Origin of the sequence: Gardnerella vaginalis (assembly GCF_001546455.1) — a bacterium.
Classification (GTDB): Bacteria; Actinomycetota; Actinomycetes; order Actinomycetales; family Bifidobacteriaceae; genus Bifidobacterium; species Bifidobacterium vaginale_B.
Window position 1 is genome coordinate 1 of record NZ_KQ956817.1, and the last position, 16186, is coordinate 16186.

Here is a 16186-nt window from a genome sequence, read left to right on the forward strand (position 1 = left end):
AGCCTCGCTCGCAGCGGCGGCTAATCGCGCTGTAGGCGCGGCGGCTTGCGGCCACGCGGAACCTGCCCCCGCAATCAAATCTTTTATCCGCAAAACTGCCGAGCGGTGCGGCGGCGTAATGCTGCGCATCGAATGGTGGATAACCGAAAGGTGGCGATGCTGATGAAGATATTTTCTGCAGCGTAAAACCTGCGGGAGGGTTTGGGCGCATGATTGTGCTCAATCAAAACTGAAAATGATAACTAAATGGATTAGCTAGTGTGAATTGGCTGTCGGAAGTTGGTTGACTAACGGAAGTTGGTTTAACTGGCGGAAGTTGGTTGACTAACAGAAGCTGGTTGATTTGCACAAACTAATTAACATAAACTAACAAAACATAACACATATCTCTCAAAGTGTTCGCAAGAACAAAACAAACAAGGAGAAAATATGAACAAGATAACAAAGCAGTGCGTGGCCGCGGTGGCCTCGCTCGCGATGGCTGGCACGCTGTGCGTCGCTGGCGCCGTGGTTGCTGGCAGCTCCGCTTGGGCTGAGGATGCAAAGCCTGCTCCATGGGCATTGCCTACGGGACAGGAAAATATAAAGGGCTCCATCAACATCATCAAGTACAAGTACAAGCTGAACAGTGATGGCACTCAGGAAAAGCAAGAAAAAGTTCCTGGAGCAGAGTTCACTGTTACTAGGGTTAAGAAGCTTAATAAGAGTGATACTGCTGAATTAAACCTCAAGAGCTACGACGACTGGATGAAGGTTGCCGCTAAGGTTAGTGCTTTGAACGCAAATCCAAATGATGCTAATTTGGATCTTGATACTGCTAAAAAGGTTACAACTGCTTCCGAAGACAATACCGCAAAAGGTGAAGTCAAAGGTGAAGCAAAGTTCTCTGACCTTGAGATCGGCCTTTACAAGGTTGAAGAAACAAAGACACCAGCTGGCTATGCTGGTCTTTCTAAGCCATTCTTCATGACGATTCCGCAAGTTACTCGTGCGGAAGGCAGCACGGATAACACCTACAAGTACGATGTAGAGGTATCGCCAAAAAACAAGCCAACTGATATTAAGAAGAAGGTTGACACCAAGGGCACTGTTGGTGCTGGCGATGAGATTCCTTACACCATTACCACAGATGTTACTACAACGTCCACAACCGATCCTGGTAGCTACACAAAGGATGATTTCAAGGATTTTGCTGTGTGGGATGACGCGTTAACTAATGCGTATGAAGGTGTGACTGATAATCTCAGTGCGGCTGATGCTAAGAAGTTGGTTACGGAAGTCAATATTGGCACTACACCAATTAATAACACTGGAACCCAAGAAGATAAGTACAAGGTTAGTGTTGAAAAGTATGACGCTTCTAAAGCAAATGGTCCAGAAAGTGGACGTGTTCGCATTAAAGTAGAGTTTACCGACGGCGATAATGGTGGTCTTGCTGACATTGCTAACGCCATCAAGACTGCCACCAACAAGGCTCAGCTTCCACAGTTAACTGTTAAGTTTACGTTTAAGCTTAAAGCAGATGCTCCTACTACAGCTACTGGCTTCTTCAACAAGTATGGTTTCCAGCCAGGTCACAAAAATGGTGAAAAGACTCCAGATCCAGTCAATCCTAAAGAAAATGATCCAAATACAAAGGTGACGCTTGTTAAGTTCCAGATTAAGAAGGTTGATGGAACCGATACTAGCAAGGTGCTTAAGGATGCTAAGTTTGCTGTCTTTGCTAAGAAGGATGATGCTGTTGCTTGCGCAGCAGATAAGGCTCGTACTGATGCCAACTGCAAGGACAAGGCTACTAAGGGTCTTGTTAAAGGCACGAATTCTGATGCCATTGCTTATGGCCTTGCAGGCGCAAACAAAGGCACTGCTGACGGCACTGGTTTGACTGGTGCTTTTGAAGTTAAGGTTGGAGAGACCTTCTACATTGTAGAAACCGCTGCTCCAGAAGGCTTTGCTTTGTCTCCAAAGGTTGAGGAAGTTACTGCAAATAATACGGGTGAAGGTTATGACACTACTAAAGCTATCTTTACCTACATATTTAAGGATCTTCCAAACGGCGGTGAAGGCAACAAGCGCTGGTTTAACCTTCCAGAAACTGGTGCTGCTGGCGTGATTATCTTTGCGCTTATTGGCCTCGGCCTCGTTGGCTCTGGTATGTTCGTATTCCTTAAGAATCGCAAGAAGGAAGAAGAGCAGGCTGCGTGATTGTGTGTGATTAGCCAACGCTGGATTAGGTGGCGTTTGGTTTAATCATGCAAAAGATTTAGGCACTTTGTACCAGAAGACACGCTGCAGCGCTTAAAACAAAATGCGTTGAGCATTTTGTTTCTACGCTGGCGTGTTCTGGTACAAAGTGCTCTAATCTTTCCCGAGTTTGTACGTGATTTGGGTCAAATGTGGTACAAAGTGCGTCAACTTTTCCGCTTTTTGTACGTGATTTAGGCCAAATTTTGTACAAAATGCGGAGTTATTTCATTAAATAGCTTGAGCTTGGAGGAGTTATGAAGCTAGCCGATATTAGCAATTTGTGCCGCTCGTTGAGCGAGCGCGCGGTTGCTAAATTGTTTAAGAATAAGGCGAAGCTTACCTCCAATGTGGCTGGCGCGAGCAGTGTGGCTGGTGCGAGTAGTGTGGCCGCGGAAAAATCGCAAGCAGCCGAAGAGCAAACTCCACTATCTAACTCAAGCAAAAATATAAATCAAAATACACTTAAAACTAAAAAAATAACTAAAAGAATAACTAAAAAGAAAAGCGCGCTGATGCGCATTATAGAGCCGATTGCGCTGGTTCTTGCGGGAATTCTGTGCTTTAGCTACCCTGTGTGCTCAACGCTGTGGAACAATCACGTTTCTAAGGAGATTTCCACAGCGTACGATAAGTACAACCACGACCAGGCTGGCGACGTGCGACGCGCACACATTCGCGCCGCGAAGCGTTACAACGCAACGCGCAAGGATATGCTCACGCGAGACCCGTACGGCGGCGACGGTCAGGAAGACCTAACCAACACACCTGGATACAAGCGCTACCTTAAAGCGCTTGAGGAGCCGATGGGCATTATTGGCATTGTAAAGATTCCGAAGATTGGCGTAAAGCTGCCGATTTACCACGGCACGCTGCAGGAGACGCTGGCGCGAGGCGCGGGGCACTTGTACGGAACGGATTTGCCAGTGGGCGGCAAGGGGCGGCACACCGTGATCACCGCGCACACGGGCTTGCCGAACGCAACCATGTTCGACTCGCTAACCGACCTTAAAAAGGGCGACTACTTTTACCTAGACGTGCAAGGCGAGACCTTGCGATACAAGGTGTTTCGCATAAACGTGGTGGATCCGCACGACATAAGCCTGCTGCAGCGCGAGCCTGGGCGCGATTTGGCAACGCTGCTTACGTGCACGCCGTACGGCGTGAACTCGCACAGGTTGCTGGTGACGGGTTACCGCGTGCTGCCGGACCCTGTTGCGGCGCCGGAGGACCATGTGCAGTGGCCGCTTTGGATGACGCTGTTTGTTATAGCGATGATATTCTCGCTGGCGATTCTTTCCATGATGATTACGGCGGCGGCTGGCAAGAGGCGGCGCAAGTGGGATATTCGCGGTAAGCATATACTATGGGTTGGGCGTGGCGAGGTTAAACTGCGCTAGCGCTATTTCCCGATTTTGTAGTCCAATACGCTGTTTAGAGCTACAAAGTCTGTAAGTTTTTCCCGAGAATGTTGTTGATTTTGCCGTTTTGAGCTACAAAGTCGGTAACTTTTTCCCGATTTTGTTGCAGATTTTGTGGTTTTGAGCTACATTTTCGGGCGCGACGACATACCTTCGAGCACGCATATTCCCAGGTGATTATCAGACTTATAGCAAGATTGCGAGTAAAATAGAAAAACGTGATACTTGATCGTCATAATCGTTTAAATTTGGCCGAACTTTACGCCAGCCTGCAGGGGGCGGGCGATGGTGGGGCGCAAGACGCCGCCGCGCCAGCCGCGGAAAAGTCGCAAGCAACCGCCGACGAAAAGTCCGCGCAAAAATCATCTATAAAAAGCGAAACGCCGCATCTTCCGCCCGAGCAAATGGACGAATTTGTAAACATGATGCAGGTGTACGAAGGCGCGATGTACGAAATTAGCACGAAGCTGGAGATTTTGGACGGCGAGTTTCAGGTGCGATTTTCGCACAACCCCGTGCATCACATGGAGCGGCGGCTAAAATCCGTGCACTCGATTTTTGAGAAGCTGCGTCGCAGAAACCTAAGCATATCAACGCGTTCGATTCGAGACAACCTGTTTGACGTGGCTGGGATCCGCGTGATTTGCAATTATCGCGACGACGTGTACGCGGTGGCGCAATACCTTTCCAAGCAAACGGACATTCAAGTGCTGCAGGTTAAGGACTACATTAAAAACCCAAAGCCGAATGGGTACCGCAGTTTGCATGTGATTTACGCTGTGCCGGTGTTTTTGTCGTCGGGCGCGCATTACACGCCTGTTGAGGTGCAATTCCGCACGATTGCAATGGATTACTGGGCCAGTTTGGAGCACGCGTTGCGGTATAAGGCGGATTTGCCGGATGCAAAGCTGGCGGAGCATTCCAAGACGCTGCTTGAGTGCGCGCAGAATTTGCAGGCCATTGAGGCGCAGATGCAGGGAATTCATCGCGATATTAATGGTGCGCCGCGTGTGGAGGATGCGCCTGAGTCGTAGGCGCGCGACGAGCTACAAAGTCGGTAAGTTTTTCCCGACTTTGTTGCTCTGCGTTCTGCATAATGTGGATAAAGCAACTGAGCTCTTGTCCAAAATGAACAAGAGCTCAATGAAATCACGTGTAGGAGCAACCTACACAGGTGTGTCAATTCTATCACACTCCATAAAGATTTGTATTTTTGCAATCATTTTTTGCTTGTATTTCTGCGTTAAATATCAAACTAGATGTACAATGTCTTAATGGCTGCTAATACATCTTTTATATCTCTTCAAGAAGCGCAACAATTCTGCGGCGTTGCACGATTTGAACGTTATATGCGCGATGCGAATAATGATGTGAGCACAGCCATGCTTATATGCAAATCAAATCATGAATTAGCAGGAATACTACACGAGCAGATTGGATACGTAGAAATATGCGTGCGTAATTCAATTGATTTAGAACTTCGCAAACTTGCATTGCAAGAAAAGCAAAATGAAGCATGGACTAATCCTCTATATACGCCAGATTTAGTTAAAGACTTAATAAAAAATCAAATCAATGAAGCGAAAAAAATTGCAGTTCACGCTCATGCTGGTAGCAGTGTAACTCATGATGACATTTTATCTAAACTCATGTGGGGAACGTGGGTAAAACTTATTGGATCTTCTGAAACAACAAAAAACAATCTCATACAGCAAAAACTTTGGCAAATGTCTATATGTAACGCATTTCCATTTGTGAATGATTCCAAGAGCAATAAAAAATATGATGAGGATAGGAAGACAATAGCAAAAAATCTTATTTATATTAAAGAGATTAGGAATAAAGCAGCTCATTTTGATAATCTATACAACATAGCTAAGGGAAAGAGAAATCTTACAAACGCATTGTTTACGCTACTTCATTCAGTTAATAAATCGTTTACGAATGGCTGGATTGATTCTGCGAAAATACGTAAAGCGGCTAATAAGTATTTGGAACTAATAGATGGTTGAATAAAACTTCCCGAGAATGTTGTTGGTTTTGTGGTTTTGAACTACATTTTCGGTAATTTTTTCCCGAGAATGTTGTTGGTTTTGTGGTTTTGAACTACAAAGTCGGGAGGTTTTTCCCGAAAATGTAGCACGACACGCCATGAATCGCTACAAAACGCGCGGTTTTCAACGGTTTATAGCCTTTAACCACATTGCTAAAAATCTATTTACAATCAAAACGCCGCCACTTATTATCGGCCTATGAACGTTAATCCAATTCTCTCATATGATTCAGAGACATCTTGTAGAAATACAAATCTCCCTGCCAGACTCATGAACAATTTACTTGAGTCGGAGCGAAATAATTCATGCCTAATGGCCTCGTGTTTCAACGACCGCTCAATTCTGCGCCGATATCTTAAGTCTGGAGAGCTGATTGAGCCATATTACGGCTTCTACGCTATTCGCGATCACTGGAATCAATTGCTGTACAAAGATAAAGTCAAGCGTATTGCAATCACTCTTACAAATAAGATAAAGATAAGAAAGTGGAATTTTACTGGCGAAACTGCCGCCGTGCTTTTGGGGCTGGATGTGGTTCACTTGCCTTACATCCATCATTCGCTTACTGAAATATATGTGTCGTCTAGTTATGCGGAAAAATTTTCTTCGAATTGCAAAAAATCTGATTTGGACAAGAAAAAGTCGGTGCGGGATGCATTTAGACACAAATATAGCCGACTAAAACTTCCAGACATAATAGAGGATGAGTTTGGCATAAGGCTTGATGATTTTAATAAAAACAGATATAAAAATGCGGCGTCGGCGGCGGCGTCATTGTCATCGTCGTCATCGTCATTTGGTCATATTGCAACTGCTGAAGAACTTGCTATTAGTCATGTTGCCAGCATTTATAATGTTCTATATGCTTGCGCTTGGAAGGGATCGTTCGCTGAGTCGCTAGCAACTTTCGATTCAGCGGCTCGCAAGGGTGAAGATCTTAACAAAATTTTGCGTGTTTGTCGTAAATTTTACGGCTCCATGGATTGTTGTAGCGATACGCCGCAGTTCTTGAACAGTGTTCAGAATCCAACAAACGCGGATTTTTATGGTGTAAATTATTCGCCTATTAACAATCCAAATTTTCGTGACACTGATAAATTTGATGTTTTGTCGCGAATGGAGACTTTGGTAAAGTATGCGAATCCTAAGAGCGAGAACGGTGGAGAGTCGCTGGCGCGTGCGGTTATGCTTGAGCTTGGTTTTGTGGAGCCACAATTGCAGCACGAGTTTCCGAATCCGAATTGCACGCAGAGTCCGTATCGCGCAGATTTTATGTGGAAAGTTAACGGAAAAATTATTGTTGGCGAGCTGGATGGTACTGATAAATATTTGATTGAAGATAGGACTTCGCTTAATAACCGCTCGGTTGCTGGCGATTTGCGTGCTGAGGATTTTGATGGAAGTGCGGAAAATATCAACAACTTCAGCACAAATAACTTATATAGATATAATCGCGATGCAGTTAGGAGGGAACGCAATAGAGAGCGGTGGCTTATGGAATGCGGAGTTGATAGTATTGTGCGATTTGATTATTGCGATATCTTGAATCCGATTGAATTTAAGAAGAAGTTGCTTTCGGCAGGTGTTCCCGTGGCCGTTGCGTGATTTACAGCATTCTTGATTAATCTTTTCCGCTTTTTGTACGTGATTTGGGTCAAATGTGGTACAAAGTGCGGAGTTGATTGACGGGTTTTGTACGTGATTTGGGTCAAATGTGGTACAAAGTGCGTCAATTGGTTCCGCTTTTTGTTGTTATAGACGCAAGAGACGAAAAAAGGGCTTCTAGCGATTTGCTAGAAACCCCGTTCGCGGATGAGGCGAGATTCGAACTCGCGGTAGGTTTCCCTACAACGGTTTTCAAGACCGTCTCCTTAGACCGCTCGGACACCCATCCAGTTGTGCGTGCTACGCTATAAACGTAAAAAGTGCACAATCGCACATTTTACCATAATCCCTGGGAAAACTTGGGATAAGCGCGCGCCCGCACGAGTCGCGCCCGCACGCTCGCGCATCATACTCGAGCCGCACGAGCCACGCCAATACCTAGTCGCGCCTATTTCCCAGCAACTCCAACAAGTAAACAAACATGTTGATAAAGTCCAAATAAAGATTAAACGCGCAAATAATTGAAACGCGCTTAATCATCTCTGGCTGATTGGCGTACGCTTCAAAAATCGCACGCGTTTTCTGCGCATCGTAAGCCGTAAGACCTGCAAAAATAAGCACCGCAATCGCCGCAATAAATCGCATAGTGCCAGCGGTTGGTGCAACAAACATAAAGATAACTTGGCTAATTACAAGCACGATAAGTGCCACCATAAGAATTGGGCCAGCCTTAAGCATATTCACTTTTGTAGTGAGCGCAAGCATTGTAAGGCATAGGAAGAATCCCGCTGTAAGTGCCAAAACCATTGCAATAGAGCCAAGGCTAAACACGGTAAAAATCGTACTAAGCGTAAAGCCTGTAAGCGCTGCATAGGCGTAAAAAAGCGCGCGCGCCGCCGTAACGCTCATCTTCATAATGCGCATTCCAAGCACAACAGCCAGCGCCACCTGCGCAATAACAATGCCGAAGAAGCCGAACCGACCCGTAGCATACAAGTACGAATAAAGCGCGCCTGTGCTTTGCGTAAACATTGCAACAAGCGTTGTAACAATTAAGCCAACGGTCATTTCTGCATAAACGCGACGAACGCTCACGCGCTCGGCCTGCTCGCGCACATAAGTGGCCTGCGCGTCTACGATTGTTGGGTTTTGTGCGAAATCGCCAGCATAATTGCCGTTAAAATTTCCAAAATCTCCCATAAATCCTCCTAAATTCTATAAGACCATATACAACTCTATACAACTCTATAAACCCTTGAAAATATGAGTATAGTACATTTGTACGAAATGCGCAAGAGTAAAAGATCGGCAACAAAAGGACGCGACGACCTGCCTGAGCGCAGCTAATCCGCGCGAGCAATTTCCCGAGAATGTTGTTCAAATTGGCATGTTGAGCTACAAAATCGGGAGGTTTTTCCCGAGAATGTTGTTAAAAATGGCAAAATCAGCTACAAAATCGGGAAAAATGATCGAGAATGTTGCTCGACACGCCAAATATGGATAGGACTTGCATTTGAAAATATTTAGGGTATAGTAGTTACTCGTGCTTCGAGCTGGCATTAGTTAGCGAGAATGCGTTGCGGACATAGCTTAGTTGGTAAAGCGCAACCTTGCCAAGGTTGAGACCGCGGGTTCGAGTCCCGTTGTCCGCTCTAGGTCTGGTGAGTTATCGGCCTGTGGTGGGTTAGCCAAGCGGTTAGGCAGCGGCCTGCAAAGCCGTATAGATGAGTTCGACTCTCGTACCCACCTCGATTGAGCGTGTTAGCTTAATAAACAACCTGGGCGGTTGGCGCAGTGGTAGCGCACTTCCCTGACACGGAAGGGGTCACAAGTTCGAACCTTGTATCGCCCACTCGAAAGGATTGCCTTTCACGCATAATTAAAAAATTTTGGGTGATTGGCGCAGCGGCTAGCGCACTTCCTTCACACGGAAGGGGTCATAGGTTCGATTCCTATATCACCCACAATATGTTTGTTTTCGCGGTATTTTACCGCGTTTTTTTTTTATTCATCGTTGTTCGCATTGTAAATCAGCTCGCATCGCGTTGCATCACGTCGCATCACGCTGCATCACGTCGCATCGCGTTGCATCACGCACAAGTGCCATCCAATCGCAACGAATTGTCGATTATACGCGGCGGGCAATAGTATAAATAAGGAGAAAATCGCGCGCGAAAGGCACATAGAACAGCTGTTGCGCAGCAAAAATCACATATAGCCAATAGGAGTGATTATGAACACCACTAATCCCACTAATAATGATGAAAACAAAGCCGTAATCACCGTAGTGGGCAAAGACGCTGTAGGAATCATAGCTAAAGTCACGACTCACTTAGCAAACAGCAAAGCAAATATTTTAGATATATCTCAAACAATCGTCAACGGATTCTTTAACATGATGATGATTGTGGACGTAAACGAAATAAGCGTAGAATTTGGCGAACTGGCCGAAGAACTGGCAAAGCTGGGCGAAGAAATAGGCGTTAGCATACACTGCCAGCGCGCGGAAATCTTTACAAACATGCACAGAATCTAGGGATTAGTAGGAGAAGCCCATGCTAAACATTATGGAAGTGAGCGAAACAAACTCCATGATCGAGCAAGAAAAGCTCGACGTTAGAACCATAACAATGGGAATAAATCTGCTAGACTGCGCAGACGCAAGCGTGCAAAAAGTGTGCGAAAACGTATACAACAAGATTACGCGCCTTGCAAAAGACTTAGTCAGCACGGGCTGCGCGATTGAGCGCGACTACGGAATTCCGATTGTAAACAAGCGCATAACCGTAACGCCAATAAGCCTTGTTGGTGCCGCCGCATGCAAAAGCCCAGACGACTTTGTGCAGATTGCGCACGCGCTAGACAAAGCGGCCAAAAAAGTTGGCGTAGACTTGATTGGCGGCTATTCCGCACTGCCCGCAAAATCCATGACCGCCGCCGATCGCATGCTTATAGAATCGCTGCCAAAAGCCTTGAGCGAGACGGATATTGTGTGCTCGAGCGCAAACGTGGGGTCCACTCGCACTGGAATCGACATGGATTGCGTTCAGCTGCTTGGGCGAGTAGTCAAGCAAATCGCGCGCGCCACTGCAGACCGCGACTCGTACGGATGCGTAAAATTCGTGGCATTTTGCAACGCTCCAGACGATAATCCGTTTATGGCAGGCGGATTCCACGGCGTAACCGAAGGAGACGCTGTAATAAACGTTGGCGTATCGGGGCCAGGCGTGGTTTCGCGCGCGCTAGACGAGGCGCGTGGCAAGGATTTTGCGTTCTTGTGCGAGACGATTAAGCGCACAGCTTTTAAGATTACGCGAGTCGGCCAGCTGGTTGCGCAAGAGGCGTCTAGAAGGCTTGGTGTGCCGTTTGGAATAATCGACCTTTCGCTTGCTCCAACTCCAGCCGTGGGAGATTCCGTAGGCGAAGTACTAGAGAAAATCGGACTTTCCACCGTTGGCGCGCCTGGCACAACCGCCGCTCTTGCAATGCTTAACGATCAAGTTAAAAAGGGCGGAATAATGGCCAGCAGCTACGTTGGCGGGCTTTCTGGTGCGTTTATACCTGTTTCGGAAGACGCAAACATGATTGCTGCCGCAAAGTCTGGCTGCCTTAAAATAGAAAAGCTGGAAGCAATGACGTGCGTATGTTCGGTAGGCCTAGATATGATTGCGATTCCTGGAAGCACAACCGCCGCAACAATATCTGGAATGATTGCGGACGAGGCGGCAATTGGCATGATAAATCAAAAAACCACTGCCGTGCGCATAATCCCTGTGGAAGGCAAAGGCGTTGGACAAATGGCCAATTTTGGCGGTTTAATGGGGTATGCTCCGATTATGCCAGTAAACACCGAAAGCTGCGAGGAGTTTGTTTCGCGCGGCGGGCGGCTTCCAGCGCCTGTGCACAGCTTTAAGAATTAAGTCACGATTTAATAACGATTTAAATTACGGTTTAAGTCACGGTTTAAGTCACGATTTAATAACGATTTAATAACGGTTTAATCACGATTTAAATTACGGTTTAAGTCACGATTTAAGTCACGGCTTAATTACGACTTTAATCACAATTTAATAATGATTTACGAAAGGAAGTCATTATGGAACAGACCACGCCGCTAAGCAGTGAAATGCTTGCTAGCGCGCTAGAAAAGATAGGTGAATCAAGCAATCGCGTTGCAGTAGTAGGCTCCATGAACGCCGACTACACAATAGTTGCCGACCGCCTGCCAAATCCTGGAGAAACCGTAAACGGAAGCGATTTGCGCGTACTGCCAGGCGGAAAATCGGGCAACCAGGCCGTTTCTGCCGCAAAAATCGGAGCAAACGTGCAAATGTTTGGCGCGGTAGGCAGCGACGAAAACGCAAAATTCCTGCTAAACACGCTGGAATCCGCTGGCGTAGATACGTGTAAAATCCTGCGCGTAGAAGGCGTAAAAAGCGGCGCAACCGTAATCACAGTAGACGCCAAAGGCGGCGAAAATACAATCGTTTACGCGCCAGGATCCAACGCAAAAGTGAGCGTGGAATATATTAGTCAAGACGATGTTAAGCAGGCGATTTGCGGAGCAAGCGTTTTAGGACTTTGCTTAGAAAGCCCAATGGAAACCGTAACGGCGGCGGCAAAAATCGCGCACGCGGCTGGCGTAAAAGTTTTGTTAAACAATTCGCCTTTTGTAAGCGAGCTTCCGCGCGAGTTGATTGAAAACGCAAGCATACTTCTTGTAAACGAGCACGAGATGGCGCAGCTGCTTAAAATTAGCGAACCAGAAGACGGAAATTGGGACGATTTTGACTGGGATAATGCGGCGCGCGTTATGCGCGAGTACGGCTTCGACGAGGCCGTTGTAACGCTTGGCGCAAAAGGTTCGGTTGTTTTAGACTTTGCGGCGCAAGATGGCAAAAAGGTTGTGCGCATTTGCCCTCAGCGCGTTAAGGCAGTAGACACCACGGGCTGCGGAGACGCGTTTATGGGAACCGTTTTGGCAGCGCTCGCCGCTGGATTTAGCCTAGCGCAAAGCGCGCAAGTGGCCACCTACGTTTCGGCGTATGCGGCAATGGGATTTGGTGCGCAAAGCTCATACGGCAGCGCGCAGCAGGTGGTTCGCGCGTTTGAGTAGTGGCGCTGTATGCTGATAGACTAGATGCGTACGCGTTTTTTTACCGATTTTGCAATGGGAAGGCAGATATGTCAACAATTCTTGAAGGCACTCCAAAAAAGCAAATGATGCTGGTAACGGGTAGGGCGTACCCACAGCTTGCGGAAGAAACTGCAAGCTACCTTGGCATAGACGTGCTGGAAACAACTGCCTATGACTTTGCAAACGGGGAGATGTACGTGCGCTTTACGCAGCCAGTTAGAGGCGCGGACGTTTTTGTTTTGCAAGCACACACCGATCCAATCAACAATTGGATTATGGAACAGCTGCTTATGGTGGATTCTTTAAGGCGAGCATCCGCTAGAAGCATAAACGTTGTTGCGCCTTTCTTTGGGTATTCGCGTCAAGACAAAAAGCATCAAGGCCGCGAGCCAATTACAGCGCGACTTATGTTTGACTTGTTCCGATCTGCTGGAGCCACAAGAATTTTGACGGTAGACATGCACGCGACTCAGGAGCAGGGATTCTTCGACGGGCCTGTGGACCACTTAACGGCTATGCCAGTTTTGATTGACTACGTTCGCAACACAATGAGCCTAGAAAACACTACGATTGTTTCGCCAGACGCTGGGCGAATCAAGGTTTCGGAGCAGTGGGCTGCAAAGCTCGGCGGATTGCCGTTGGCGTTTATTCACAAAACGCGCGATACAACAAGGCCAAATCATGCGGAAGCGCACGGAATTATTGGCGATATTAGCGGTCGCGATTGCATTGTTGTAGACGATATGATTGACACGGCTGGCACGATTTGCGAAGCGGTGCGCACGCTTAAGGGGGCGGGTGCAAAATCCGTTACCTTGGTTGCCACTCACGCGCTGCTTTCGGGGCCTGCGGTAGAGCGACTTAAGAGTTGCGGTGCGCGCGAAATTATTTTAACGGATACGGTTCCTGTTCCAGAAGAAAAGCGCTTAGAAAACATGACGGTTCTTTCGATTGCGCCGCTTTTGGCTGCGGGAATTAGGTCTGTGTTTAGGTCTGGGTCGCTTGTTTCGCTTAGAAACGCGCTTCCAGAAGACATGAAGCATAGAAATATTTACGCTCATTAGTGTTGTTGATTAGCTGCGCGGCGGTGAGTCGCAAGCATGATGTAGAATTAGCAGGTTGTTCGTAAAATTAAATATGCAAAAATATATTGCATTATTAGTGCATGATTATTGCGTAATAAATTGCGTAATAAATTGCGTAATAACCTTGATTTACGAACGATTTTGCAAACACACTCCTGCTGTGGAAAGCCCGCAGCCGAATAGTCCGAAGGAGGTGGGTGATGTCTGCACATAAGTATGAACTGATGTTCATTGCCGATCCAGAGCTTGATGAGCGTGGTCTTAAGAAGTTGACCGAGCAGTATCTTGAGCTTGTCACCAAAGAGGGCGGTTCCGTTGATGGTACCGACTATTGGGGTCGCCGTAAGCTTGCTTACGAGATTAATGGCAAGAACGAAGGTAACTACGTTGTAGTGAATTACACTGCTGAGCCAGCCCTTAGCGACGAGCTTGACCGTGTTTTGAATCTTAACGAATCCGTAGTCCGCACGAAGATTCTTCGCAAGGACGCAAAGTAAAGCAAAATAAAGCAAAGTAAAGTCAAAAAGTCAAAATCTAAGATATTCAAAATTATTTTGGATTTGCTCTAATTGTTCCAAAAAATTGTTCCAAGTCTTAATAGAAACGAGGCTACGATGGCTGGAGAAACTGTTATAACGGTGATTGGTAATTTGGCTAAAGAGCCAGAGACTGCTACCAGTTCCAACGGTAGCGTTAGAACGTCTTTTACGATTGTTTCTAATTCTTCTACTTTTGACCGAAGAACAAACAGCTACGTTAACGGCACGCCATTATCGCTTAGATGCGTTGCTTGGGGCGACTTGGCCGAGCATTGCGCGCAAACGCTTACAAAGGGAATGCGCGTTATTGTTCAGGGTAGGTTGCGTGCAAACAACTACGTTGATAAAAACAGCAACGAAAAGCGATACAGCATTGATTTGATGATTGATGAGATTGGGCCATCCTTGCGATTTGCCACCGCTCAAGTTAATCGTTTGAGCTCTAAGGGCGGTTTTGCGGGGAATAATGGCGGATTTAATCAGGGTGCTGATTTTGGAGCGGGCGCGGGAATGGGCGCTGGCGCTGGAATGGCTGCTGGTGGATACACTGGTGGTTATGCTGGCGGCGCGAATTATGCGAATAGTGCGGCCGCTGGTGCGGGTGCTGGAATGGGCGCTGGAATGCCTGCACAAAATGGCGCTAATCAGGGCGTAAACGTTGAAGACCCGTGGAGCGCTTCGGCTCCTTCAAACGGCGGATTTGCAACGTTTGGAGCTAGCTCCGATTTTGGTGGAGCAGACGAAGAGCCAGAATTCTAGTTTGCTGTGCGGGCTAATGGCGTCTAGGCGCCGCTGCTTTAGGGCAGATAGATTAGCAAATATGCTTAGCAAAATGGCTTATTGTTTGTAAAACTAATATCGGCAAAAATCTAAATACGACTTTACAATTAAAAACATCAGTTTAGCGTATAAACAAACGTTTAACGCATTTAAGAGAGGACATCCTATGTCACGTAAGAGGCCGCAACCACCGGTCAAGCCTTTTAAGAAGAAGCCAAATCCTTTAAAGGCTGCCAAGATTACTGAAATTGATTACAAGGACGTTGCTTTGTTGCGCAAGTTCGTTTCGGACCGCGGCAAGATTCGTTCTCGCCGTATTACTGGTGTAACCGTACAGGAACAGCGCAAGATCGCGAAGGCCGTTAAGAACGCTCGCGAGATGGCTTTGCTCCCATACGCCACCACTGGTCGCTGATTGAGAGGATAGAACATGGCAGAAACCAAGGTTATTCTCACCAAGACCGTTGCAAACTTGGGTCACTCGGGTGACGTTATTACTGTTAAGGCTGGTTACGCACGTAACTACTTGATTCCACAGGGCTTGGCCTTTGCGTGGAATAAGGGCGCTGCTTCCCAGATTGAAGCTATGCGTCGCGCACGCTTGGCTAAGGCTGTGGCCACTCGCGAAGAGGCCGTTGCAGCTAAGGCCGCAATTGAAGGCACTGTTGTAGAAATCGCCGCTAAGGTGAGCGAATCCGGCAAGCTCTTTGGTGGTGTTTCCGCCGATAAGATTGCTGCCGCTTTGGCGCCAAAGGCCGCTGTTGAAGCACGCGCTATTAGCGTTGCTGCAATCAAGACCACTGGCGAATTCCCAGCAACTGTGGCTCTTCACCCAGAAATCACTGCTTCCTTTACTGTTAAGGTTGTAGCTGAGTAGTTAAACGTGTTCCAGCTTCCCACGCGGGTTTTGCGGGTCTTGCTTGTGAATTCTTGCTTGTGAATTCTTGCTTGTGATTTTGCGGAATTTGCGATGGGAGGCAATCCATTTGGATTGATCTTAAGCATTAGCTCTGCGTGAGTTGTGGCGAGTTTTATTTGCTGCGACTTGCGCGGGGCTTTTTTCGTTTCCAAAATTGGCCAAAATGGGAACAAACGTGGGGGAGTGTTCTTGTGTTTGTTTCCCAAAACACCAAAAATGGGAACAAACGTGGGGGAGTGTGCCCGAGTTTGTTTACGAAATTGGCCAAAATGGGAACAAACGTGGGGAAAAAGAAACAAACGTGGGCGCGCTGTAACGCGCGAGTGATTTCCCGAGAATGTTGTTGATTTTGCTGTTTTGAGCTACAAAATGCGGAGTTGTTTGACGCTTTTTGTACGTGAT

14 protein-coding genes and 5 tRNA genes are annotated in these 16186 nt (G+C 47.0%); 17 read left to right on the plus strand and 2 right to left on the minus strand.

The features are described from left to right. The first annotated feature begins 429 nt into the window (after positions 1-429). From HMPREF3216_RS03075 to HMPREF3216_RS03095, 5 genes are all read left to right on the plus strand, one after another. Positions 430-2205, plus strand: a complete 1776-nt coding sequence (locus tag HMPREF3216_RS03075) for a SpaH/EbpB family LPXTG-anchored major pilin (protein WP_060786887.1) — start codon at positions 430-432, stop codon at positions 2203-2205. Positions 2206-2501: 296 nt separating this feature from the next. After that, on the plus strand, positions 2502-3644 hold the full coding sequence (locus HMPREF3216_RS03080; RefSeq protein ID WP_060786888.1) for a class C sortase: 1143 nt from the start codon (positions 2502-2504) through the stop codon (positions 3642-3644). 239 nt (positions 3645-3883) lie between these two features. After that, complete coding sequence (locus HMPREF3216_RS03085) at positions 3884-4699, plus strand: GTP pyrophosphokinase (RefSeq protein WP_060786889.1); 816 nt, start codon at positions 3884-3886, stop codon at positions 4697-4699. Between the two features lie 240 nt (positions 4700-4939). Next, complete coding sequence (locus tag HMPREF3216_RS03090) at positions 4940-5677, plus strand: Abi family protein (protein WP_230953855.1); 738 nt, start codon at positions 4940-4942, stop codon at positions 5675-5677. 354 nt (positions 5678-6031) lie between these two features. Then, complete coding sequence (locus tag HMPREF3216_RS03095) at positions 6032-7324, plus strand: hypothetical protein (protein ID WP_060786891.1); 1293 nt, start codon at positions 6032-6034, stop codon at positions 7322-7324. 204 nt (positions 7325-7528) lie between these two features. On the opposite strand, the gene HMPREF3216_RS03100 is transcribed toward HMPREF3216_RS03095, so the two are convergent. Then, positions 7529-7613 (minus strand) — tRNA-Ser (locus HMPREF3216_RS03100). A gap of 149 nt (positions 7614-7762) precedes the next feature. Next, entirely contained in the window at positions 7763-8524 is a 762-nt protein-coding gene (locus tag HMPREF3216_RS03105; protein ID WP_060786892.1) for a Bax inhibitor-1/YccA family protein, read from the minus strand. A gap of 379 nt (positions 8525-8903) precedes the next feature. On the opposite strand from HMPREF3216_RS03105, the gene HMPREF3216_RS03110 reads away from it, so the two are divergent. The 12 genes from HMPREF3216_RS03110 (at position 8904) to rplI (ending at position 15742) form a co-directional block, all read left to right on the plus strand. Next, positions 8904-8976 (plus strand) — tRNA-Gly (locus HMPREF3216_RS03110). Between the two features lie 26 nt (positions 8977-9002). Then, a tRNA-Cys gene (locus HMPREF3216_RS03115) sits at positions 9003-9073 on the plus strand. Positions 9074-9104: 31 nt separating this feature from the next. Continuing rightward, a tRNA-Val gene (locus HMPREF3216_RS03120) sits at positions 9105-9176 on the plus strand. A gap of 39 nt (positions 9177-9215) precedes the next feature. Beyond that, positions 9216-9288, plus strand: a tRNA-Val gene (locus HMPREF3216_RS03125). A 269-nt stretch (positions 9289-9557) separates the two neighbouring features. After that, positions 9558-9860: an ACT domain-containing protein gene (locus tag HMPREF3216_RS03130; protein WP_060786893.1), complete on the plus strand. Its 303-nt coding sequence runs from the start codon at positions 9558-9560 to the stop codon at positions 9858-9860. A 19-nt stretch (positions 9861-9879) separates the two neighbouring features. Beyond that, positions 9880-11244: a PFL family protein gene (locus HMPREF3216_RS03135; RefSeq protein WP_060786894.1), complete on the plus strand. Its 1365-nt coding sequence runs from the start codon at positions 9880-9882 to the stop codon at positions 11242-11244. Positions 11245-11450: 206 nt separating this feature from the next. Further along, positions 11451-12440 carry a ribokinase gene (locus tag HMPREF3216_RS03140; RefSeq protein WP_230953856.1) on the plus strand — a complete coding sequence of 330 codons (990 nt, stop codon included), beginning with the start codon at positions 11451-11453 and terminating at the stop codon, positions 12438-12440. A gap of 68 nt (positions 12441-12508) precedes the next feature. Further along, a complete protein-coding gene (locus HMPREF3216_RS03145) occupies positions 12509-13525 on the plus strand; it encodes a ribose-phosphate diphosphokinase (protein ID WP_060786897.1) in 1017 nt (338 codons plus the stop codon). Between the two features lie 221 nt (positions 13526-13746). After that, on the plus strand, positions 13747-14043 hold the full coding sequence (gene rpsF, locus HMPREF3216_RS03150; RefSeq protein ID WP_060786896.1) for a 30S ribosomal protein S6: 297 nt from the start codon (positions 13747-13749) through the stop codon (positions 14041-14043). Between the two features lie 117 nt (positions 14044-14160). Next, positions 14161-14844 carry a single-stranded DNA-binding protein gene (gene ssb / locus HMPREF3216_RS03155; protein ID WP_060786898.1) on the plus strand — a complete coding sequence of 228 codons (684 nt, stop codon included), beginning with the start codon at positions 14161-14163 and terminating at the stop codon, positions 14842-14844. Between the two features lie 187 nt (positions 14845-15031). Further along, positions 15032-15280 (plus strand): 30S ribosomal protein S18, encoded by a 249-nt coding sequence (gene rpsR, locus HMPREF3216_RS03160; protein WP_004105399.1) that lies wholly within the window; start codon positions 15032-15034, stop codon positions 15278-15280. 15 nt (positions 15281-15295) lie between these two features. Next, positions 15296-15742, plus strand: a complete 447-nt coding sequence (gene rplI / locus HMPREF3216_RS03165; RefSeq protein WP_004121179.1) for a 50S ribosomal protein L9 — start codon at positions 15296-15298, stop codon at positions 15740-15742. Positions 15743-16186 lie beyond the last annotated feature (444 nt).

Excerpts from the sequence above, each read along its gene's own strand:
- HMPREF3216_RS03075 (WP_060786887.1), top strand. The coding sequence starts at position 430 with ATGAACAAGATAACAAAGCAGTGCGTGGCCGCGGTGGCCTCGCTCGCG.
- HMPREF3216_RS03080 (WP_060786888.1), top strand. The coding sequence starts at position 2,502 with ATGAAGCTAGCCGATATTAGCAATTTGTGCCGCTCGTTGAGCGAGCGC.
- HMPREF3216_RS03090 (WP_230953855.1), top strand. The coding sequence starts at position 4,940 with ATGGCTGCTAATACATCTTTTATATCTCTTCAAGAAGCGCAACAATTC.
- HMPREF3216_RS03095 (WP_060786891.1), top strand. The coding sequence starts at position 6,032 with ATGGCCTCGTGTTTCAACGACCGCTCAATTCTGCGCCGATATCTTAAG.
- HMPREF3216_RS03105 (WP_060786892.1), bottom strand. The coding sequence starts at position 8,524 with ATGGGAGATTTTGGAAATTTTAACGGCAATTATGCTGGCGATTTCGCA.
- HMPREF3216_RS03130 (WP_060786893.1), top strand. The coding sequence starts at position 9,558 with ATGAACACCACTAATCCCACTAATAATGATGAAAACAAAGCCGTAATC.
- HMPREF3216_RS03135 (WP_060786894.1), top strand. The coding sequence starts at position 9,880 with ATGCTAAACATTATGGAAGTGAGCGAAACAAACTCCATGATCGAGCAA.
- HMPREF3216_RS03140 (WP_230953856.1), top strand. The coding sequence starts at position 11,451 with ATGCTTGCTAGCGCGCTAGAAAAGATAGGTGAATCAAGCAATCGCGTT.
- HMPREF3216_RS03145 (WP_060786897.1), top strand. The coding sequence starts at position 12,509 with ATGTCAACAATTCTTGAAGGCACTCCAAAAAAGCAAATGATGCTGGTA.
- rpsF (WP_060786896.1), top strand. The coding sequence starts at position 13,747 with ATGTCTGCACATAAGTATGAACTGATGTTCATTGCCGATCCAGAGCTT.
- ssb (WP_060786898.1), top strand. The coding sequence starts at position 14,161 with ATGGCTGGAGAAACTGTTATAACGGTGATTGGTAATTTGGCTAAAGAG.
- rpsR (WP_004105399.1), top strand. The coding sequence starts at position 15,032 with ATGTCACGTAAGAGGCCGCAACCACCGGTCAAGCCTTTTAAGAAGAAG.
- rplI (WP_004121179.1), top strand. The coding sequence starts at position 15,296 with ATGGCAGAAACCAAGGTTATTCTCACCAAGACCGTTGCAAACTTGGGT.